The 22,037-nt window shown below is 62.1% G+C and carries 18 protein-coding genes; 7 read left to right on the forward strand and 11 right to left on the reverse strand.

Going from position 1 to position 22,037, the window contains the following annotated elements; translation table 11 throughout:
* Window positions 1-9: 9 nt before the first annotated feature.
* From iolB to CGA22_RS22135, 3 genes are all read right to left on the reverse strand, one after another.
* Window positions 10-819, reverse strand: coding sequence for a 5-deoxy-glucuronate isomerase (gene iolB, locus CGA22_RS22125; RefSeq protein WP_041022145.1), 810 nt, complete (start codon window positions 817-819; stop codon window positions 10-12).
* Window positions 816-1,709, reverse strand: a complete 894-nt coding sequence (iolE, locus tag CGA22_RS22130) for a myo-inosose-2 dehydratase (protein WP_041022146.1) — start codon at window positions 1,707-1,709, stop codon at window positions 816-818. Before iolE ends, iolB begins: the two co-directional genes overlap by 4 nt.
* A 199-nt stretch (window positions 1,710-1,908) precedes the next feature.
* On the reverse strand, window positions 1,909-3,846 hold the full coding sequence (locus CGA22_RS22135) for a bifunctional 5-dehydro-2-deoxygluconokinase/5-dehydro-2-deoxyphosphogluconate aldolase (protein ID WP_041022147.1): 1,938 nt from the start codon (window positions 3,844-3,846) through the stop codon (window positions 1,909-1,911).
* 311 nt (window positions 3,847-4,157) lie between these two features.
* On the opposite strand from CGA22_RS22135, the gene CGA22_RS22140 reads away from it, so the two are divergent.
* Window positions 4,158-5,078, forward strand: a complete 921-nt coding sequence (locus tag CGA22_RS22140; RefSeq protein ID WP_041022148.1) for a MurR/RpiR family transcriptional regulator — start codon at window positions 4,158-4,160, stop codon at window positions 5,076-5,078.
* A gap of 165 nt (window positions 5,079-5,243) precedes the next feature.
* Here the strand turns inward: CGA22_RS22140 and hcnC are convergent, their stop codons facing one another.
* From hcnC to hcnA, 3 genes are read right to left on the reverse strand one after another with little or no spacing between them, the layout of a single operon-like run.
* Window positions 5,244-6,521: a cyanide-forming glycine dehydrogenase subunit HcnC gene (gene hcnC, locus CGA22_RS22145; RefSeq protein ID WP_041022149.1), complete on the reverse strand. Its 1,278-nt coding sequence runs from the start codon at window positions 6,519-6,521 to the stop codon at window positions 5,244-5,246.
* Window positions 6,514-7,923 carry a cyanide-forming glycine dehydrogenase subunit HcnB gene (hcnB, locus tag CGA22_RS22150; protein WP_041022150.1) on the reverse strand — a complete coding sequence of 470 codons (1,410 nt, stop codon included), beginning with the start codon at window positions 7,921-7,923 and terminating at the stop codon, window positions 6,514-6,516. The genes hcnC and hcnB overlap by 8 nt, the downstream gene beginning before the upstream one ends.
* Complete coding sequence (hcnA, locus tag CGA22_RS22155) at window positions 7,920-8,243, reverse strand: cyanide-forming glycine dehydrogenase subunit HcnA (RefSeq protein WP_041022151.1); 324 nt, start codon at window positions 8,241-8,243, stop codon at window positions 7,920-7,922. The genes hcnB and hcnA overlap by 4 nt, the downstream gene beginning before the upstream one ends.
* Window positions 8,244-8,544: 301 nt before the next feature.
* On the opposite strand from hcnA, the gene CGA22_RS22160 reads away from it, so the two are divergent.
* Both CGA22_RS22160 and CGA22_RS22165 read left to right on the forward strand, forming a co-directional pair.
* Window positions 8,545-9,228, forward strand: a complete 684-nt coding sequence (locus CGA22_RS22160; RefSeq protein ID WP_041022152.1) for a response regulator transcription factor — start codon at window positions 8,545-8,547, stop codon at window positions 9,226-9,228.
* Window positions 9,206-10,591, forward strand: coding sequence for a sensor histidine kinase (locus CGA22_RS22165; protein ID WP_041022153.1), 1,386 nt, complete (start codon window positions 9,206-9,208; stop codon window positions 10,589-10,591). The genes CGA22_RS22160 and CGA22_RS22165 overlap by 23 nt, the downstream gene beginning before the upstream one ends.
* Before the next feature lie 173 nt (window positions 10,592-10,764).
* On the opposite strand, the gene CGA22_RS22170 is transcribed toward CGA22_RS22165, so the two are convergent.
* The 4 genes from CGA22_RS22170 to CGA22_RS22185 all read right to left on the reverse strand — a co-directional run bounded on the left by CGA22_RS22170 (window position 10,765) and on the right by CGA22_RS22185 (window position 15,717).
* Window positions 10,765-11,013, reverse strand: coding sequence for a DUF1652 domain-containing protein (locus CGA22_RS22170; RefSeq protein WP_041022154.1), 249 nt, complete (start codon window positions 11,011-11,013; stop codon window positions 10,765-10,767).
* A 241-nt stretch (window positions 11,014-11,254) separates the two neighbouring features.
* On the reverse strand, window positions 11,255-12,739 hold the full coding sequence (locus CGA22_RS22175; protein ID WP_041022155.1) for a helix-turn-helix transcriptional regulator: 1,485 nt from the start codon (window positions 12,737-12,739) through the stop codon (window positions 11,255-11,257).
* 96 nt (window positions 12,740-12,835) lie between these two features.
* Entirely contained in the window at window positions 12,836-14,119 is a 1,284-nt protein-coding gene (locus CGA22_RS22180) for a Zn-dependent hydrolase (RefSeq protein ID WP_041022156.1), read from the reverse strand.
* Window positions 14,120-14,238: 119 nt separating this feature from the next.
* Window positions 14,239-15,717 carry an NCS1 family nucleobase:cation symporter-1 gene (locus CGA22_RS22185; RefSeq protein ID WP_041022157.1) on the reverse strand — a complete coding sequence of 493 codons (1,479 nt, stop codon included), beginning with the start codon at window positions 15,715-15,717 and terminating at the stop codon, window positions 14,239-14,241.
* Window positions 15,718-16,342: 625 nt separating this feature from the next.
* On the opposite strand from CGA22_RS22185, the gene hydA reads away from it, so the two are divergent.
* The 3 genes from hydA to preA all read left to right on the forward strand — a co-directional run bounded on the left by hydA (window position 16,343) and on the right by preA (window position 20,577).
* Complete coding sequence (gene hydA, locus CGA22_RS22190; protein ID WP_188258704.1) at window positions 16,343-17,782, forward strand: dihydropyrimidinase; 1,440 nt, start codon at window positions 16,343-16,345, stop codon at window positions 17,780-17,782.
* 152 nt (window positions 17,783-17,934) lie between these two features.
* On the forward strand, window positions 17,935-19,302 hold the full coding sequence (locus CGA22_RS22195; RefSeq protein WP_041022158.1) for an NAD(P)-dependent oxidoreductase: 1,368 nt from the start codon (window positions 17,935-17,937) through the stop codon (window positions 19,300-19,302).
* Window positions 19,303-20,577, forward strand: coding sequence for an NAD-dependent dihydropyrimidine dehydrogenase subunit PreA (gene preA, locus CGA22_RS22200; RefSeq protein WP_041022159.1), 1,275 nt, complete (start codon window positions 19,303-19,305; stop codon window positions 20,575-20,577).
* A gap of 114 nt (window positions 20,578-20,691) precedes the next feature.
* On the opposite strand, the gene CGA22_RS22205 is transcribed toward preA, so the two are convergent.
* Window positions 20,692-21,312, reverse strand: a complete 621-nt coding sequence (locus CGA22_RS22205) for a TetR/AcrR family transcriptional regulator (protein WP_041022160.1) — start codon at window positions 21,310-21,312, stop codon at window positions 20,692-20,694.
* Between the two features lie 427 nt (window positions 21,313-21,739).
* Between CGA22_RS22205 and CGA22_RS22210 the strand changes: the two genes are divergently transcribed.
* Window positions 21,740-22,037: OprD family outer membrane porin (locus CGA22_RS22210; RefSeq protein ID WP_188258705.1), on the forward strand; the 298-nt coding region annotated here is incomplete at its 3' end.

Genomic DNA, 22,037 nt, shown 5'->3' on the forward strand with positions numbered 1-22,037 from the left:
AAACGATGTTCAGAGATCCAGCAACCAACTGTGCTGCGGGTCGTTATGGAACTGCCAGACCCGCTTCGGGCCGGCCATGACGTTCAGGTAGTACGACTCGTACCCATAAGGCACGCTGACCGGATGGTAGCCCTTGGGTACCACCACCAGGTCGCCGTTCTCCACGGCCATGGCCTGGTCGATACTGCGGTCGTCGGTGTAGACCCGCTGGAACACGAAGCCTTGGGATGGGTTGACCTGGTGATAGTAGGTTTCTTCCAGGAAACTCTGGTGCGGCAGGTCGTCGGTGTCGTGCTTGTGGGGTGGATAGCTCGACGAGTGGCCCGACGGCGTGCGCACTTCCACCACCAGCAACGAGTGGGCAGGTTCGCTGTCCGGCAGGATGTCGCAGACATACCGGGTGTTCGCCCCCTTGCCGCGCACGCTGCGCTTCATGCTGTCGGGACGGATCAGCCGTGGGCCGTAATCGTTCCGGCTGGAACCCGGAGCGGCACAGACGGCGACCTGTACGTCGCTCAAGGCGATCACCTGGGCCTGGCTGCCGGGCGGCAGGTAGGCGGCATAGGGCGACTTATCCTCGAACACCGACTGGCGATCGCCGAGGTTGTCCCAGGCGAAGCTGCCCTGCCCTGGCGCTTCGCCCTTGAGGCTGATGCGACCACTGAGCAGCACCAGGCACAACTCCTTGTCACCGGCGGCCACCGGCAGGGTTTCGCCGAGGCTCAGGCGGTAGGCCGCGAACCCGACGTATTCCAGCTCGCCCTGGGGCAGTTGGACCATGGTCCGGCCACCGGGCTGGTTCTTGATCAACAGACTCATGACGAACTCCTTTCCTGCAGCAAGGCGCGCAAGGTGTCGTAACCCTTCTTGGCGTAGATATAACTCGGTGCAACCGCCGGATCCTGCTCGGCTTCCACCACCAGCCAACCCTGGTAATCGCCGGCCAGCAGGACGTCCAGCAACGCGGCGAAATCAATGTCGCCGTCCCCCGGCACGGTAAAGGTGCCGTTGACGATGCAGTCCGGGAAGCTCCACAGATGGTTGCGCGCCAGTTGCACCACCGGCTTGCGTACATCCTTGAAGTGCACATGACAGACCCGCTCGATGTGCTTGCGCAACACCTGCAGCGGCTCGCCGCCGCCCATGTAGCAGTGACCCGAGTCGAACAGCAGGCCGACCTCACTGCCGGTCAGGGCCATCAGTTTGTCGATGTCCGAGGGCGATTCGACGTAGGCCCCCATGTGATGGTGATACGCCAGGCGCACGCCCTGGGACAGGGTAAAGCGGGCCAATTCGGTCAGCTTGTCGGCATAGGTCTGCCAGGCGCCGTCGGTGTGGAAGCGCGGCCGCTCGATCAGGGGGATGCGCTGGCCTTGGATAGAGTCGGCGACTTCGCCATAGACCAGCACCGTGGCGCCGTTTTGCGCCAGCAACTGCACATGGGCGGCAATCGCGTCGATTTCCTCGGCCGCCGAGCGCCGGGCCAGGCGACTGGAGTACCAACCGGACACCAGCGCCAGGTCATAGGGACGCAGGACATCGCCGACGCCCTTGGCGTCCTTGGGAAACTTGCCATTGAGCTCGAACCCCTCGTAGCCGATGGCCTTGCCTTCGCTCAGCGCGGTGCTCAACGGCGTCTCACCGCCCAGGGACGGCAAGTCGTCGTTGCTCCAGGAAATCGGGTTGATGCCAATTCGAATAGCGGGCATGGCTGCACCTTTTATTGTTTTCATACTAAATACATTTGTGAACACAGCACTGTGGCGAGGGGATTTATCCCCGCTGGGCTGCGAAGCAGCCCTAAAACCATGCGGCTCGGTGTGTCAGGCAGATTGAGTCGGCTGCTTTGGGGCTGCTTCGCAGCCTAGCGGGGATAAATCCCCTCGCCACAAAGGCCCGCTGCATGGGTCACGCCCGGGCAGCACGCCACGCCTCGATCAACTCCACAAACCTGCCCTGCACCTGCTGGATCAGGGTTTCGTCATCGATTTCCCCCGCCAGCCAGGCCCGGCTCGGCTCCTGGAAAATCGTGCGACCCACGGCAAATCCCCGGCACGTCGTGCTCTGGCTGGCCTGGCGAAAACCCTCGGCCAAGGTGGCGGCCGGCGCGTTGAGCCCCAGGAGCACCACACCCCGACAATAGGGATCACGCTGCTGGATCAGCTCGTCGAGCTGCTTCCACTCATCGGCAGTCTGGGCTTCGATCTTCCACCATGCCGGGTAGATGCCCAGGTTGTAGAGGCGCTTGAGCGCGCGGTACAGCACATCAGGATGCTGCGAGGGATGATCCTTCGGTGGAATCACCTCCAGCAGCAGTTCATGACCGCTGACCTGGGAGGCCTTGTAGAGCCCCATCAATTGCGCCTCCTGCTCCAGGCGCAGCAGCGGTTCGTCATCGGGGTGGAACTGCACCAGGCACTTGATGATTTGCTCGCTGGGCCAGGCGATCAGATTGCTGCCGATGGAGCGCCCGTGCTCGAACGCCAGCGGCCGCGAGCCTTGTACTTCCACCGGTCGCGCGACCCACCAGCCGCGCCCGGTGGCGGCGTTCAACGAGTCCTGGCCAAAGCGTTGGTCGGCCAGCAGCCCGACATCGGCCTCGACGCCCTGGCGCTGCAGGTCGGCTTCGACCCGTTCCACCGCCTGGATGAACAGTTGCTTGAGTGCACCAATGCAACTCAGGTCTCGATCTCCCTTTTGCGCCAGTTCCACCAATTGCCAACGATGATCGAAGGCAAAGATGAACAGTTGCTTCCAGGCCTTGCGCGGTACGCTGACCTGATGCAACCGCTGCAGCACAAGGTCCTGGTCCGGCCGGGTGATCGGCACCGGGCTATCAAACAGATAGTCGAGTTCGGCCCGGGTCGGCATCGCCGGCGCGCAGCCGTGACGCGACACCACCAGGCCGCCACAGGCGTTGGCCAATTGGCAGCAGCGCTCATCGCTGGCGTCCTCCAGCCAGCCGGCGAGGAAGCCCGACATGAACGCATCGCCAGCGCCCAGTACATTCAGGACTTCGACCCGGACCCCCGGATAAATGGCGCCATCCTCGAGTCGGGCCGGGATGGCGCCGTGAATCACCGTGCAACCCTGCGGGCCGAGCTTGACCACCAGGGTGGCCGCCGTCAGCGAACGGACGGTACGCAGCGCCGTCAGCAGATCTTCGCTGCCGCCGGCAATCAGGAATTCTTCTTCGGTGCCGACGATCAGGTCGAAACGCGGCAGGATGCCTTGCACATGCTGGCTGACTTTCTGGTCGGCGACGAAACGGGTTTCCCCATCGGCCTTGCCCGTCAGGCCCCAGAGCACCGGCCGGTAGTCGATGTCCAGTATGCGTTTGACGTTGTGTCTGGCGGCATGATCCAGCGCCTGGAGGCTGGCCTTGTAGACGCCTTCGGTAGAGAAATGAGTGCCGGTGATCAGCAGGGCCTTGCTCGAGGCGATGAAGGCCTCGTCAATGTCTTCAGCGCGCAGCGCCATGTCGGCACAGTTTTCCCGGTAGAACACCAAGGGAAAGGTTTCCCGATCCTTGATACCCAGCAAGACCAGGGCGGTCAGGCGCTCAGGGTCGACCTTGATGCCGCTGACATCGCAGCCTTCGCGCGCCAGGGATTCCACCAGGAAACGACCCATGTGGTCATCCCCAACCCGGCTCAACATCGCGGACCTGAGCCCAAGTCGCGCGGTACCGAAAGCGATGTTGGCCGACGAGCCGCCCAGGTATTTGGCGAAGCTCGACACATCCTCCAGCCGCGCCCCGACTTGCTGCGCGTACAGGTCCACGCCCAGGCGTCCCAGGCAGATCACATCCAATTGACGCCCACTGGCAAAACGAGTCTGGCCCATGCTGGCTCCTGTTATTTTTATCAGCCTGCGTTCGCTGCCGGACCGGCGCCAACGCTCTTGGTGGATGCAGACTAAAACGAGCAAGGCCCAACAATCAATAATTTTTCTATAAATTTTTTATGTGGAATATTTTTTCCAATAAACTTCCAATCAGCTGTATCAGACGCAGTGCGTCGTTTCAGTCATGGATTGCGACGTTACCCGTCATGATTTTCCCTGCGCCTACGCTGTAGACTGCGAGCAGCCAACTTATTGTCGAGGACCGGTCTTTTAGCGGACGGCCCTATAAGAACAAGCCAGAAGGATTATCTATGACCCGCCCCGATCTGCCGGCGCCATCCGAGAGCGCGTCCGAGGCCGCCCTCGCCAGCCCACCGATCAATGCCGAGCGTCTGTTGCAACTGATCACCGATGAATATGAAAGCCTGCCGCGCCAGCTCAAGCGCATTGCCAGCTACATGAGCCAGCAAAGCGACCGGATCATGGTGGATCGCATCAGCGACATCGCCCGCGAGTGCGAAGTGCATCCGTCGGCCATCGTGCGCTTCTCCCAACGGTTCGGCTTCAGCGGGTTCAGCGAGATGCAGGCCTTGTTCCGCGAGGCCTACACCCATAAGACCACGCCGGTACAGAACTACCAGCAACGCATTCGCAGCATGATCGCCAACAAGTCGCAGAAAGCCAGCGGCGGCGACCTGGCACGCGAATGCATCAATGCCACGCTGTCGGGCATCGAGCGGCTGGGGCTGGAGCTGGACGACCAGGCGTTCGACAAGGCTGTCGACCTGGTGGTCAATGCCGACAACATCTATGTGGTGGGCGTGCGACGCTCCTTCGCGGTGGCCGATTACCTGGTCTATAACCTGCAGCACACCAACAAGCGTATCCATCTGGTTTCCGGCCTGGGGGGCAGTTATCGCGAGCAGATGCGCAGTGTGCGGGCCAATGACCTGGTGATCGCCATCAGCTTCACGCCCTACGGCAAGGAAACCCAGCACTGTCTGCGCATCGCCCAACATCACCAGGCCAAGACGCTGATCATCACCGACAGCAACCTGTCGCCCCTGGCGAAACGGGCCAACACCGTGCTGCTGGTGAACGAAGGCAGCTCCTTCGCCTTCCGCTCGCTGAGCGCCACCCTGTGCCTGTGCCAGGCCTTGTTCATTGCTGTGGCCTATCGGCTGGAACTCAAGGTCGATGAGATTCATGAACAGGTGGGGTTCGAGGATTGACGCTCGACCTACAACCCATCCCTGTGGGAGCAAAGCTTGCTCGCGACAGTGGCAGACCAGTCAACATTGTTGCTGACTCGCTTATCGCAATCGCGAGCAAGCTTTGCTCCCACAGAGTTCCCGGGGTGGCTGCAAGTTCTGCGTTCACAACACTGGCTCGCTGTCTCAGGCCAACTCCACCTTCTTGGCTTCAGCAACCCTTGTCGCCACCTCGAAGCGATCCGCCAGGAACGGCGTGATATCCAGCGGCAGCGGCTCGTTGTTTACCAGCCTGTCCAGCAGGACCCCGGTGATGGCCGAGGTCAGGATGCCCGTACGGAAATGCCCGCAGGCATTGAGGTAGCCTTCCACGCCTCGCATCGGCCCCAGGATCGGCAACTCATCGGGAGACCCCGGGCGCAGACCGGCCCAGGTTCGCTTGAGGTTGATGTCGGCCAGTTGCGGGATGCACCGCATCGCTCCCTGCACCAGCCCCTCGATCTCTGGATAGGTAGTGGTCACGTCGAAGCCCTTGTCCTCGGTGGTGCTGCCGATGAGGATCTCGCCGTTGTCTTTCTGCGCCACGTAGCAGTCGCTGGTGGTCAGGCAGCCGTTGAGAAGCTTCGGCATGCGCTCGGTCAGCAGGATCTGCCCCTTGACCGGCTTGACGGGAATCCGCACGCCGGTGGCCTGCTCGCTCAGGTCCGCCGCCCAGGCACCGGTGGCATTGATCAGGGTCCGGCAATTGAAGGTTCCGGCCTCGGCGGTTTTTACTCCCGTCACCCGCGCCCCGCTGCGCAACACCTCGGTAACGTGGGTATTGAAGTACAGGTCGACACCATTCTGCCGGGCACCTTCGGTGTAAGCGTCGGCCAGCCGGAACGGGCTGACCTGGTGATCGCACAGGAATTCCAGGGCTCCCCGGGCCTCATGGCTGACGCTGGGCTCGGCCTCGCGCAGGGCGGTCTGGTCAAGCCAGCGCACCTGATCGGCCAGGTGGGGGATGCAGGCGACGATGTGCTCGGCATACAAGCGATCCTCATCATCGTAGATCACGAACTTGAGCCCGGTTTCCTCGAACTTGATATCCATGCCATGGTTGTCCAGCAGTTCCCGGTGCAGTTGGGGGTACATCGCGTTGGACTGCAAGGCAAAGTCGAAGAACGACTGCGGCAGGATATGTGGCGTGCTGGCATCCACTGCCACGGCCGCTCCCTGGGTCTGGCGCTTGCGGTTGGCCGACATCATGCGAAAGAAGATCACCCCGCACCCCAACCCCACCGACTCGCCAATGGCCCACAGACCGCCGGCCGAAGCGCGGGTCGCGTTACCGGGACGCTTGGCGTCGATCAGGGCGACTTTCAGGTGCTTGCGCTTGGACAACTGGTAGGCACAGGACGCGCCGATCACGCCGCCACCGGCGATGACCACATCGTAGTCCCGGGTCTCTGGATGCTTAGTCATGCCGGGCGGCCTCCATGCCAACATTGCGGAACGCTGAAAACGGTATCGGATCGATCGGAAAGCGTGGTCGCAGCCAGCCGACATCGGCACGCCCGGTGGCTTCGCGCAGGCGGTCGCTGCAGTACCCCACGCACATCCGCCCCTGGCAATCGCCCATGCTCACGCGGGTGCGCATCTTCAGGCTGGCCATGTCCTGCACGCCCTGTTCCAGGGCCCGGTCGATGTCGGCGCGGGTGGCGTGCTCACAGCGGCAGATCACCGTGTCGGCCGTCGGCAACGCGATTTGCCCGGCACCGCGCCGGGTGTAGCGGTCCACGGCGGCACGGAAGCGGATGATCCGGTCCAACTTCGCCTGATACTGCCCGCGGCGCTCGAGCGCGGCACGGGAATCCAGCACATTGCATTGCATCAGGACCGACAGCGCGGCAATACGCCCGCTCAACATGGCCGCTTCACCGCCACGAATCCCGCCCATGTCACCGGCCAGGTGGATGTGCGCCTCGCTGCTTTGCTGCCAGGCATCGGACACCGCCCGCAGGTAGCCATCGTCGCTGAAGCCATGTTCCAGGCCCATCTGCTGGCTCAACTGGGTACGCGGAATGAAACCGTAGCCGACCGCCAGCGTCTGGGCCGGCACTTGTTCGGCACGTTCGAGGTCGGGCTCCCAGTCGCTGGAATACGGCGCGACGGTGACCATATTCAATTCGCCCTCGCCATGGGCCTGCACCAAGCCCCAGCCATAACGCAGGGGTATGCGATAACGCTTGAGGTAGGCCAGCATGCTCAGGCCATCGAGGAAAAGCTGCGGCTTGTTCAGCAACGCCAGGCTTTCCCTGGCGATCCGGCCGAATGCGCAGGCTTCATAGACACCGGCCACGGCCACCCCCGCGGCATGCAGCTGACACGCCACCAGCGGCAGCAACGGACCGGTACCGGCGATCACCACCGGGCTCGGCGGCTTGACCACCCCGCTCTTGATCTGCAGTTGCAGGCCACCGAGCAACATCACCCCCGGCAACGTCCAGCCGGGGAACGGCACACTGCGCTCATGACAACCGGCCGCCAGGACCAGATGGGAATAGGCGACCTCGCACACGCGCTCCTCGGCATCGAGCAACATCAGCGCGCGCAACCCCTCGGCCCCGACGACGCGGTGGTTGAGCCGGACGTCAATCAGCCCGGCGTGCCGGTCGAACTCGCCGTGGAGTTTTTCCAGGGCTTCGCTGTAGCGCGGTCCCAGGTAGTCGAGGCTGACGCCGTCGCGCAATGGCCCTCGATACACCACGCCACCCAAGCGCGGCGCCTCTTCAAGCAAGGTGCAGCGCAGCCCATGTGCCGCCAGCTCGATGGCGGCCGCCATACCCGCCGGCCCACCGCCGACAATCACCGGATCGAGGTTCATGGCGCCTCCGTTTCGACGATGCGGTTGGTCCGGGTTTCGATCTGCATGCCGGGGCGCACCTGGGTCTGGCAGGCGCGACGCTTGTGACGGCCGTCGATCCTGACCAGGCAGCATTGGCAGACGCCCATGCCGCAGTAGGCGCCGCTGATCTGGCCATGATCGTTGCGGGCCACCTGGCGTTGGCCCTGGGACTGGATGACGGTCAGGACGGTTTCGCCCCGGGCGGCATTGACGATGCGCCCGTCCAGGTGCACCGTCATGTCGGGCCGGGTCAACGGCTGGATATCGAATTTTTGGCGTAGAAGGTCTTGAGGCTGCATGATGCTGCTCTTCCTTGATGCTTTTATTGAATGCTTTATTGAAGACCGGTGAGGTCTCGGCTCCTTGCGGCACACCATCACCGGTTAGCGTCGGTACCCGACAGCGACAGCGCGCCAAAGCAGGGCAACGGACGCAACATATAGTGCGCACCCGATTCATGTTAGGGATTATTTGTGACCAAGTGTTGATCCAGGCCAGTGAAACCGCTTGCCCGTCCATGAACTTTTTTTCAGAAAGCCGACAGGTTTTCTTTGGCAGAATGCTGCGCAATGGCATCAATTTCTCAACTCGGTACCGCCCATGAACCGCATCCTGACCATCGAAGACGACGCCGTGACCGCCCGTGAAATCGTTGCCGAGCTGACCCGTAACGGCCTCAACGTCGACTGGGTCGATAACGGTCGCGAAGGCCTGGAACGCGCGGTGAGCGGTGACTACGACCTGATTACCCTCGACCGCATGCTGCCCGAGCTCGACGGCCTGGTGATCGTCACGACATTGCGCACCATGGGCGTGGCGACACCGATCCTGATGATCAGCGCCCTTTCCGATGTTGACGAGCGTGTCCGTGGCCTGCGGGCCGGTGGCGACGATTACCTGACCAAACCGTTCGCCACCGATGAAATGGCCGCCCGCGTCGAAGTACTGCTGCGGCGCAACAACGGCGCCCGGGAGCCGGAAACCATCCTGCGGGTGGCCGATCTGGAACTGGATCTGATCAGCCGCGAGGCCAGCCGCAACGGGCAACTGCTCAGCCTGCTGCCCACCGAATACAAACTGCTGGAGTTCCTGATGCGCAACAGCGGGCAGATTCTTTCACGCATGATGATTTTCGAGGAAGTCTGGGGCTATCACTTCGACCCCGGCACCAACCTGATCGACGTCCATATCGGTCGCCTGCGCAAGAAAATCGATCCGCCGGGCCTGGAACCGCTGATTCGCACCGTGCGGGGTTCGGGCTATGTCATTGCTGAACCCTGCTAAGGGCTGGCGCTCTTCCAGCAGCCGCCTGCTGGCACTGTACAGTGCACTGTTCGTGCTCTGGAGCGCGATCCTGATGGGGGTGATGTATTACGAGGTATTCGGCTACCTCGACAGCCTGGCCAAGCACTCCCTGATGCAGCGCCAGCACCTGTTCGCCCGCATCCACGGCGATCAGCTGGAAGACGCGCTCATGGCCAGCCTGACCCTGGACGACCGCGGTGTCGACGCCTACGGCCTGTTCGATCCCCAACTGCGGCACCTGAGCGGGCCGATCCTGCGGATTCCCACCGACCTGCCGCTGGACGGCAAAATCCACATACTCGGCGATTGTGTCGACTACGACGACCCGAGCGTACCCTCCGACAGTTGCGATGCCGTGGCGAGCCGGACCCAGGACGGGCGCTGGCTGGTACTGGCGCGGGACAACGGCTCACTCTTCGCGGTGACCCGCATCATCCTCCACGCGCTGTTGTGGGGGGTGTCGCTGACCATTCTGCCGGGGATTGCCGGTTGGCATCTCTTGCGCCGCCGACCGCTGCAGCGCATCCGTAAACTGCAGGCCAGTGCCGAGGCCATCGTCGCCGGCGACCTGACCCATCGTCTGCCGCTGTCGAGCCGGCGGGATGAGCTGGACATGCTGGCGGCAATCGTCAATGCCATGCTCGATCGCATCGAACGCCTGATGAACGAGGTCAAGGGCGTGTGCGACAACATCGCCCACGACCTGCGCACGCCGCTGACCCGCCTGCGTGCCCAGCTTTATCGTATCCAGCAGCAAGCCGCGGATGGATCCCCCGAGGCCTTGCAGATGGATCAGGTGATTGCCGAGACCGATACCCTGATGGCGCGGTTCCGAGGCTTGCTGCGGATCTCCGAATTGGAAGACCAGCAGCGTCGCTCGGGCTTCGTGCGCGTCGACCCGCTGCAGTTGCTACAGGAACTGCATGACTTCTATCTGCCCCTGGCCGAGGAAGGCGAGCTGTTCTTCAGCCTCGAAGTGCCCGAGACCCTGCCCCTGCTGAACGGCGACCGGGCCTTGTTGTTCGAGGCAGTGTCGAACCTGTTGAGCAACTCCATCAAGTTCACCCCGGCGGGAGGCAAAGTGATTCTGCGCGGTATCGACCAGGGCGATAGCACCCGCATCGAAGTACTCGACTCCGGCCCCGGCATTCCGGAGCCAGAGCGCAAGGCCGTGTTCCGCCGCTTCTATCGCGCCGAGGGCAGCAGTCACCATGGCGGGTTTGGCCTGGGCCTGTCGATCGTCGCGGCGATTGTCAATTTGCACGGCTTCACATTGGAGGTGGGCAGCAGCGAATACGGCGGCGCGCGGCTGGCGCTCGATTGCCGGGCGACGCTGTTGTAAAGATCGAACCCAGTCCACCTGTGGCGAGGGGATTTAGCGAAACGTCGCACCGCCCCGCTGGGGTGCGAAGCAGCCCAAAAATAGTCACGTGATCGACGAACTTAGGAGGGGCCGCTCCGCGACCCAGCGGGGATAAATCCCCTCGCCACAGAAGACTGCATTCAGTTGATTATCTACACGGGATCGTTGCGATGCCCCGGGGTGCTCTGCAGCTCATACCGCAATTCGTCGATCAGCTTCGCCAGGCTTTCTTCCGAGCGAACACTGTCGAGATTCAAGCCGCTCACCACCAGGTCCACCTCCCCGCTTTCACGGCGATAAAGACGGACGGTCAGGGTACCGTCGCCGTTGAGGCTGCATTCGCAGGACAGCGGCGAGAAACTTTCTTCGAGTCGGGCACGCAGGGGAGCCAATTGGGTCATGGTCTGCCCCCTCAAAACCAGGCACACAAAGGACCGGCAAACAACGCCGGGCCCCGGGTTTCAGCAGACATCCTGTCGATGGCACGTTGGCTTCGATCATTACACATTACGGCGTATTCCTTGACTGTTTCGTGGGGACGCGGCACCACTTGAAAGTGCCGCACCCTCACATCCTAAGCAGCCGCCTGCCCGCCAGATACCCGAATTTGCACTAACCATTCCGGTGCATTTGCACTGGCTATCATGGTGCCTTCATGTTCCAGTCATTTCCGAAAAGACCTCGCTCCCGGGCCCAGACAATGGCCTCGCTGCGGCTGTGAACATCCAGTTTCGAGTACAGCGTGGCAACGTGGTTTCGCACGGTATTAGGCGCCAGCTTCAAGCGTGCGGCGATCTCCTTGTCCGCCAGGCCCTGGCAAATGAGCCCGAGCACATCACGCTCGCGAGCAGTCAGTTCGGTGTAGGAGGTGCTGGGCAATTGCGTGTTGATGCTCTTCACGTTGGCCAGCTTTTCAATCAGCGTACGGCTGAACCAGGACGCATCCTTCATCACTTCCTCGATCGCTGCCACCAGCTCCAGTTGCGAGCGTTTGCGTTCGGTGATGTTCACCAGGACCAGCAGGTAACACGGTTGGTCCTGGATGATCACAGTGTCGGCCGCCACCTCACAGTCGATCATTTCGCCACCCTTCTTGCGGACCTTGACATCGACATTGGACACCGTCGCGGTTTTCTCCAGGCGGGCAAACAGCGTGGCACTGGCGTCCTTGTCGAGAAAGCCGATTTCCGCCACGGTCTTGCCAAAGAGTTCTTCGCTGGCGTACCCGGTGGTGTCGAGGAAGGCCTCGTTGATTTCCAGCAACAGTTGCTCGGCGCTGCACACCAGGGTGGGCACGGGGGACAGGCGAAACGACTTGGCAAAGCGCTCCTCGCTCTGGCGCAGGGCCGTTTCGGCCTTGCGTCGCGGCTCCATGTCCATGAAGGAAAACAGCATGCAATCTTCGTCGTGCAGGTCCAGTGGCTGGCCGGCGACGATCACTTGCTTGCTCGTGCCTTCCGGCAATCTCAGTTCGGCCTGCATCTGCGGAATGGTTGCGCCCTGCCCCAGGCGCTCGATGGCCAGCTCACGGCGCTCGGCGGCCTCCAGCACATCCAACTCGTAGACCGAACGGCCGATCACCTGTTCGCGGCTGTAGCCGGTCATCTCCAGGAAGCCCTGGTTGACCTTGATGTAGCGCAGGTCGCTGAGGCGGCAGATCACCGCCGGCGCCGGGTTGGCGCCGAAGGTCTTCTCGAAGCGCTGTTCGGCGCTGGCCCACTCCGTGGCGTCGCTGAGGATCAGCACCAGCAACGTCGGTGCGTCGTTACGATCGGTCAACACCATGCTGCGGATGCGGTGGACCCAGGTGCGGTCCGGATCGGCCACCGGCGTGACCTCCACCAGCACATCGCTGAACTCATCGCCACGGGCGACCCGGGCGATGGGGTAGTTGTCCTCCGTCAAGGGGTGGTTGTTGCGATAACGCAAATTGAAGCGCCGGGCATACTCCCGGGCATTTGCACCCAGGTCCGCGAGGCTCTTGACCCCGTGCATGTTCAGCACGGCCTCGTTGGCCCAGGCGATGGTCTGGTCGACTTCGATCAACATCACCCCGTCCGACAGTCCGGCGATGATTTGCAGCAATTGACGACGATTGGTCTCCGTGGTCGGGACGTCCTGGCTCATTGGGTCTCCATAGGTCAGAAGCGCATGGAGGTTACGACCGTCCGTGGTCGCCGTGCGTTCCCTTGTGGGCGGTGGCGAAGTCGCCGATTCGCTCGTTCAAGCCGCCATGCGTCCCTCGGCAATGGCCTGGGAAGCGGCCAGCATTGCCCGCAGCAGTACCGCGCAGCCGGCGGCAAGGTCGTCGGGGGCGGCGTTTTCAATCTCGTTGTGGCTGATCCCGCCTTCACAAGGCACGAAAATCATCCCCGCCGGGCCCAGCTCGGCCAGGAAAATCGCGTCATGGCCGGCGCCGCTGACGATTTCCATATGGGACAGGCCCAGCCCCTGGGCTGCCCCGCGTACGGCGTCGACACAACCCGGGTCGAAATACAACGGTGGGAAGTCGGCGGTGGGGGTCAACTCATACGTCAGGCCGTGTTGCCGGCAGGTGTCGTCGATGACCTGCTTGACCTCGGCGATCATCGAGTCCAGCCGTGCCGGTTCCAGATGACGGAAATCCAGGGTCATGCGCACTTCGCCCGGAATGACGTTGCGCGAGCCCGGATAGGCCTGCAGGCAACCGACGGTGCCGCAGGCATGGGGTTGATGGCCGAGGGCGGCGCGGTTGACGGCACCGACAATGATCGAGGCGCCAACCAGGGCGTCCTTGCGCAGGTGCATCGGGGTCGGACCGGCATGGGCCTCGACACCTCGCAGCGAGAGGTCGAACCACTTCTGCCCCAGTGCGCCCATGACGATGCCGATGGTCTTGTGTTCGTCTTCCAGGATCGGGCCCTGTTCGATGTGCGCCTCGAAATAGGCGCCCACCGGATGACCGGTGACCTGGCGAGGACCGGCATAGCCGATGGCATTCAGCGCTTGCCCCACGGTGATGCCTTCGGCGTCGACCTTGGCGAGGGTCTCTTCGAGGGTGAATTTCTCCGCGAACACCCCGGACCCCATCATGCACGGCGCGAAGCGCGAGCCTTCTTCGTTGGTCCACACCACCACTTCCAGCGGTGCTTCGGTTTCGATGTTCAGGTCATTGAGGGTGCGCAGCACTTCCAACCCGGACAGCACGCCGAAGCAACCATCGAACTTGCCACCAGTGGGCTGGGTATCGATGTGACTGCCGGTCATCACCGGTGGCAGGATCGGATTGCGCCCCGGACGACGGGCGAAAATATTGCCCACCGCATCGATGCTGACGGTGCAGCCGGCCGCCTCGGCCCACTGCACGAACAGGTCCCGGGCCTGGCGGTCCAGGTCGGTCAAGGCCAACCGGCATACACCGCCCTTGACCGTGGCGCCCAATTGGGCCAGATCCATGAGCGACTGCCAGAGGCGATCGCGGTTGATGTGTTGATGGGTGGATTGCAGGACGTCGAGGGCGGCGTTCATAAGATCTCCTTTCTTCCAGTGTTTCGCTGTATTCGAAGCCGCCATCGCGATCAGGCTCGCTCCCACAGGGGAATTCATTGCACATGTGGGAGCGAGCCTGCTCGCGAAGGGGCCCTCCTCTACACGGCGGATTTGGCGACGGATGGGCTCGCACGCAAACTGCACAACCCGTAATAGATCACCCCGCCCAGTGCCGAGCCGGTGAACCAGCCGTAGCTGTAGAACCAGTTGAACGCATCACTTCCCAGGGACAGCAGCGTCAATGCCACCGGCACGCCGAAAGCGATGAAACCGTTCCAGTTCCACGCGGGATAAACGTCGTCGCGGTACAACCCGGCCAGGTCCAGCTGTTGCTTCTTGATCAGGAAGTAATCCACCACCATGATCCCGGCAATCGGCCCCAGCAGGCTCGAATACCCCAGCAGCCAGTTGGAATACACCGATTCAAGGCTGACGTCGGAGACAATCCAGCCGAGTTTTTTCAGCAGTTCGTGGGCCATCAGCGCCAGCCCCACCAGCCCGGTCAGCATCACCGCCTTGGAACGGCCGATCAGCTTGGGCGCCAGGTTCTGGAAGTCATTGGTGGGCGAGACGATGTTGGCGGCGGTGTTGGTCGAGAGCGTGGCGACGATGATCAGCACCATGGCCAGCGCGACCCACAACGGGCTCTGGATATGCCCGATCAAGGTCACCGGATCGGAGACGGTCACGCCCACCAGTTTTTCCGAGGCGGCGGTCATGACCACGCCGAGGGAGGCGAACAGGAACATGGTCAGGGGCAAGCCGATGATCTGCCCCACGATCTGGTCCTTCTGGCTCTTGGCGTACCGGCTGAAGTCCGGAATGTTCAACGACAGGGTCGCCCAGAAACCGACCATGGCCGTCAGCCCCGCCAGGAAGTAGCTGGTCACGCCGGCACCCTCGGGCCGTTTGGCCGGCACCGCCATCAGTTCGGTCAGGGAGACGTTGGGCAAGGCCCACACCAGCAGGCCGGCCCCCACCAGCACCAGCAGCGGCGCAGACAGGGTTTCCAGCCACTTGATCGATTCGGCCCCGCGCAACACCACCCACAGGTTCATGACCCAGAACATCATGAAACCGAGTACCTCACCCGTGCCCCCCAGGCTCTTCCAGCCGTCGAACACCGAACCGAGAAACAGGTGGATCGCCAGCCCGCCGAACATGGTCTGGATCCCGAACCAGCCGCACGCCACCAGGGCGCGGATCAGGCAAGGGACGTTGGAACCGATGACCCCGAAGGACGAGCGCAACAGCACCGGAAACGGAATGCCGTATTGGGTCCCGGCAAAGGCGTTCAGGGTCAGGGGAATCAGTACGATGATGTTGGCGAACAGAATCGCCAGCAGCGCCTCGCCCACCGTCAGGCCGAAATAGGCGGTGAGTACACCGCCGAGGGTGTAGGTCGGCACGCAGATCGCCATGCCGACCCACAGTGCGGTGATGTGCCATTTGTTCCAGGTTCGCTCATGCACCTTCGTCGGCGCGATGTCGTGGTTGTAACGGGGGCTCTCGAGTACGTCGCTGCCGGCGTCAAGCTCGAACAACCCGTCGCGCTCGGTCACAGTTGATCTGGTCATGTCCGCTCCACTGTTTTCATTATTTTTGCTCATCGACGGGGCGATGGCCGGAGTACTTGCATGTAAAGCACGCTGGTGACCGACGACCCCGCTTGGCAACGCGGACACTCAATTACCGTGCCGAATAGCGCGCCGAGTTGACCGGTCGATCGATATAAGCGTTACAACTCTCTGAATCCCTGAGATAAAACAGCCATTCAAGGGCCCTGCTGCATTGTGCTGGTGCCGTCTTCAGGCTAGATGACGTGCGCATTCTGTCGAGCCCGGGATTCAAAGTGGTGCGCCTCGAATGAATGCAATGTGTCTAGAGCGCACGTCCACAGCTTTCAAGCCGCTGATTTACCATGACAAATCTCGCTCAAATAACGATCCTGTCAAGTGCGTCAAAATGGTGAGCGCCCTCATCATTTTGGTGATTTAAATAATTAGTCTTTAATTTTCAACAAGTTATACACACAAACAACTTATTTAAAATAATCTTGATCATTTCAATAACTCCAGCTAGCGTCTAATCCTGACAGTCATGACAGGATCAAGAACCTGCTCAACTGCTCATCCGCCAAATCGTGATCTATAAAACATAAAGAACCGACATTCAGTCGGTCATGCCTGCGAGGAACTCGGAATGTCTCTGTTGATCCGTGGCGCCACCGTCATTACCCATGATGAAAGTTACCGCGCCGATGTGTTCTGTGCCGACGGCATGATCAAGGCCATCGGCGAAAACCTGGATGTTCCGGCAGCGGTCGAAGTGCTCGATGGCAGCGGTCAATACCTGATGCCTGGCGGCATCGATCCCCATACCCATATGCAGTTACCGTTCATGGGCACGGTCGCCAGCGAGGACTTCTTCAGTGGTACCGCCGCAGGCCTGGCCGGAGGGACCACATCGATCATCGACTTCGTGATTCCCAATCCCCAGCAATCGCTGATGGAAGCCTTTCACCAATGGCGCGGCTGGGCCGAGAAAAGTGCCAGCGACTACGGTTTTCACGTCGCGATCACCTGGTGGAGCGAGCAGGTCCGTGAAGAAATGGCCGAGCTGGTCAACCATCACGGTGTGAACAGCTTCAAGCATTTCATGGCTTACAAGAACGCGATCATGGCCGCCGATGACACCCTGGTGGCGAGCTTCGAGCGCTGCCTGGAACTGGGCGCGGTGCCCACGGTGCATGCCGAGAACGGCGAGCTGGTCTACCACCTGCAACGCAAGCTGTTGGCCCAGGGCATCACCGGGCCCGAAGCCCACCCGCTGTCACGGCCATCGCAAGTGGAAGGCGAAGCCGCGAGCCGGGCCATCCGCATTGCCGAGACGCTGGGCACGCCGCTGTACCTGGTACACGTTTCCACCAAGGAGGCGCTGGACGAAATCACCTATGCCCGCAGCAAAGGCCAACCGGTCTACGGTGAAGTGCTCGCCGGACACCTGCTGCTGGACGACAGCGTTTATCGCCACCCCGACTGGCAGACCGCCGCCGGTTACGTGATGAGCCCACCCTTCCGCCCCCGCGGGCATCAAGAGGCGCTGTGGCACGGCTTGCAATCGGGCAACCTGCACACCACCGCCACCGACCATTGCTGTTTCTGCGCCGAACAGAAAGCCGCCGGCCGCGACGATTTCAGCAAGATCCCCAACGGCACCGCCGGCATCGAAGACCGCATGGCCGTGCTCTGGGACGAAGGAGTCAACAGCGGCAAGTTGTCGATGCAGGATTTCGTCGCACTGACCTCCACCAACACCGCGAAGATCTTCAATCTCTATCCCCGCAAAGGGGCGATCCGCGTCGGTGCCGACGCCGACCTGGTGCTCTGGGATCCCCAAGGCAGCCGCACGATTTCGGCCAAGACCCACCATCAGCAGGTGGACTTCAACATCTTCGAAGGCAAGACCGTGCGCGGCGTGCCCAGCCATACCATCAGCCAGGGTCGGCTGGTGTGGGCCGACGGAGACCTGCGGGCCGAGCGCGGGGTCGGGCGCTACATCGAACGACCGGCGTATCCGGCGGTGTTCGACTTACTGAGCAAGCGGGCTGAGTTGCAAAGGCCCACTGCCGTTAAACGCTGACAGCGGCCTTCGGCCGATCGCGAGCAGGCTCGCTTCCACAGGGGAGCGCATTTCCAATGTGGGAGCGAGCCTGCTCGCGATGGGGCCAGCGCAGCTCCCAGAAAAACACTGCCCATCAGAGGCAGCACCTCCAACACCGTGAGGCCCATTCCATGATCCAGCCCTTGAGCCACCTTCCCCATTCCCAGGAAGACCCGACTACCCTCGCCGCCCGCTTCAGCGACCTGGCGCCACCGCTCAACGCCAGGCAAGCCCATCTGGAAGCGTCCCGATGCCTGTACTGCTACGACGCCCCGTGCGTGAACGCGTGTCCAAGCGACATCGATATTCCTTCGTTCATCCGCAACATCCATCAAGACAACGTCCAGGGCGCGGCCCAGAAAATACTCTCGGCCAACATTCTCGGCGGCAGTTGCGCCCGGGTTTGCCCTACGGAAATCCTGTGCCAGCAAGCCTGCGTGCGCAACAATAGCCAAGAATGCGCCCCGGTGTTGATCGGCCTGTTGCAACGCTACGCCGTGGACAATGCCCACTTCAGCGAACACCCGTTCAGACGGGCCGCCACTACCGGCAAGCGCATCGCCGTGGTCGGTGCCGGCCCGGCGGGCTTGTCCTGCGCTCATCGCAGTGCGATGCATGGCCATGACGTGGTGATGTTCGAAGCCCAAGACAAGGCCGGCGGTCTCAACGAGTATGGGATCGCCAAGTACAAACTGGTGGACGATTACGCCCAACACGAACTGGACTTCCTGCTGGAGATCGGCGGCATCGAAATCCGTCACGGTCAGAAGCTGGGCGAGAACCTCAGCCTGAGCGAACTGCACCAACAGTTCGACGCGGTGTTCCTCGGCCTCGGCCTGGCCGCCAGCAAACAACTGGGCCTGAGCGATGAACAAGCGCCGGGGTTGCTGGCCGCCACTGACTACATTCGCGAGCTGCGCCAGGCCGACGATCTCAGCCAGTTGCCGTTGGCCGACCGTTGCATCGTGCTCGGTGCCGGCAACACCGCCATCGACATGGCCGTGCAGATGGCGCGCCTCGGCGCCCGTGACGTCAGCCTGGTTTACCGTCGCGGGCTTGAGGACATGGGCGCGACCGGCCACGAACAGGACATTGCCAAGGCCAATCAGGTCCGCCTGCTGACCTGGGCGCAACCGCAACAGGTGCTGCTCGACGATGCCGGACACGTGCGGGGCATGCGCTTCTCCCGCACCCACCTGGAAAATGGCCGGCTGGTCATCGATGCCGACACGTTCGACCTCCCCGCCGACGGCATTTTCAAGGCGATCGGCCAGGCTTTCGACGAGGACGCACTGGCGGACCCGCTGGCCCGAGAACTCCAGCGCCAGAACGGACGGATCCTGGTGGACGAACAACTGCGCACCAGTATCCCCGGCGTGTATGCCGGCGGCGATTGCACCAGCCTGGACCAGGACCTCACCGTGCAGGCGGTGCAGCACGGCAAACTGGCCGCCGAGGCAATCAATGCCCAACTCATGCTCAACGTGGAGGCTGCGTAAATGGCCGATCTGTCGATTGTCTTCGCCGGCATCAAAGCCCCCAACCCGTTCTGGCTGGCCTCCGCGCCGCCCACCGACAAGGCCTACAACGTGGTGCGTGCCTTCGAGGCCGGCTGGGGTGGCGTGGTCTGGAAAACCCTGGGGGAAGACCCGGCGGCGGTGAACGTGTCGTCGCGCTACTCGGCGCACTTCGGCGCGAATCGCGAGGTGTTGGGCATCAATAACATCGAGCTGATCACTGATCGCTCCCTGGAGATCAACCTGCGGGAAATCACCCAGGTGAAGAAGGACTGGCCGGATCGGGCATTGATCGTGTCGCTGATGGTGCCCTGTGTCGAGGAGTCCTGGAAACACATCCTGCCCCTGGTGGAAGCCACCGGCGCCGACGGTATCGAGCTGAACTTCGGTTGCCCCCACGGCATGCCGGAACGGGGCATGGGGGCGGCGGTCGGCCAGGTGCCGGAGTACGTCGAGCAGGTGACCCGCTGGTGCAAGACCTATTGTTCGCTGCCGGTGATCGTCAAGCTCACACCGAACATCACCGACATCCGCGTCGCCGCCCGGGCGGCCCACCGCGGTGGCGCGGATGCGGTGTCGCTGATCAACACCATCAACTCCATCACCAGCGTCGATCTGGAGCGGATGGTCGCGCTGCCCACCGTCGGCAGCCAGAGCACCCATGGCGGTTACTGCGGCTCGGCGGTCAAGCCGATCGCACTGAACATGGTGGCGGAAATCGCCCGTGACCCTCAAACCCGCGGCTTGCCCATCTGCGGCATCGGCGGCATCGGCAGTTGGCGCGACGCCGCGGAATTCATCGCCCTGGGCAGCGGCGCGGTGCAGGTGTGCACGGCGGCGATGCTGCACGGTTTTCGCATCGTCGAAGAGATGAAAGACGGCCTGTCACGTTGGATGGACAGCCAGGGGCACGCCAATCTCCAGGCATTCTCCGGTCGCGCGGTGGGCAACACCACCGACTGGAAATACCTGGACATCAACTACCAGGTCATCGCCAAAATCGACCAGGAGGCCTGCATCGGTTGCGGCCGCTGCCACATCGCCTGCGAAGACACTTCTCACCAGGCCATTGCCAGCCACAAGCAGACAGACGGAACGCACAAATATGAAGTGATCGATGAAGAATGCGTAGGCTGCAACCTGTGCCAGATTACCTGCCCGGTGCAGGATTGCATCGAGATGATCCCGGTGGAAACGGGCAAGCCGTTTCTGGATTGGGACCATGATCCGCGTAATCCCTATCACGTAGCCGTTTGAGAGCTGCGCTGTCTGGACTGGCGCCATCGCGAGCAGGCTCGCTCCCACAAGGGATCGCATTTCCAATGTGGGAGCGAGCCTGCTCGCGATGACGCCCTCAGCCACACCACAGTTTCAGGGCTCCAACCCGATCCCCCGCAAGATCACCCCGGTCACCGTCTGCACCGCCCGCTCGAACTGCATGTCCGACAATGGCTGATGATCGTTGAGGATGTTGATCTGGTGGTCGAAGTCGGCGTAATGCTGGGTCGACGCCCAGATCATGTAAAGCAGGCTCGACGGCTCCACCGGCAGGATGCGTTTGTCCTCCACCCACTGGCGAATCTTCGCTTCCTTCATCTTGGCCCATTCATAGAGGCTGGCGTCCAGCGCCTGCCCCAGCGTGGGCGCACCATGAATCACTTCGTTGGCCCAGACCTTCGAACCATAGGGCCGACTGCGGGAGTGGTTCATCTTGGCGCGGATGTAGCTGCTGAGCACCACCCGCGGATCGTCGAACATTTCGAAGCACAAGGCGTCCTGCTTCCAGACTTCCAGCAGATCGAACAGCACGGCGCTGTACAGCTCGCTCTTGGTGCTGAAGTAGTAATGCAGGTTGGAACGGGGCAACTGCACTTCAGCCGCGATGTCGGCCATGGCGGTGCCGCCGAAGCCTTTCTCGGCAAAGACCTTCTCGGCGGCCAGCAGGATTTTCTCGACGTTACTGCGACGAATCTCGATCTTGTGATTGCCCATGAGGGCTCCCTGGCAACAGCGATGCCCAAGACTAGCATTCACCCACTGTCGAAAACACCGGGATTGCTTGTGGGAGTCGCTCCTTGTGGCGAGGGGGCCATTCGACCAATGTCTTAGACCAGTCATCGCATAACCTTCAGGCCAAGCCGCTACCTGCATCGAGCCGCCATCAAGGCCTCGTTCTGCACTCCCCTCTGTTGCAACCATCGGTGCAGGCGACTTTCAAGCATCGCCCAGTTGGATAATTCCGATCATGGCCAGTTGACAACGCGCAGCGAGCCACAAATAATCCACGCCATGTTGTACGACGACGTATGACAAAAATAAAAACAACAAAAAAGTAGGAGCCGTCATAGTGAGCACACGTGTCCGTTTTTCGCCAGACCACCGTCCAACCCGCCGTACCCTTCTCCATTCCAGTCCCGCAATGCTCTTGCTCGGCTGCAGCGGCCTGGCCGCGTTCCTGCCAACCGCCGTCCACGCCGAAGGTTTCGTCGACGACGCCAAGGCTACGCTGACCCTGCGCAACGCCTACTTCAACCGCAACTTCATCAACCCGAACAATGCCCAAGGCAAGGCCGAGGAATGGACCCAGAGCTTCATCCTCGACGCCAAGTCCGGTTTCACCCAGGGCCCGGTGGGGTTCGGCATGGACGTGCTGGGCCTGTACTCGATCAAGCTCGACGGCGGCAAAGGCACCGCCGGCACCCAGTTGCTGCCGGTCC

The organism is Pseudomonas sp. PSB18, from assembly GCF_014596565.1.
In the GTDB taxonomy this organism is placed as follows: domain Bacteria; phylum Pseudomonadota; class Gammaproteobacteria; order Pseudomonadales; family Pseudomonadaceae; genus Aquipseudomonas.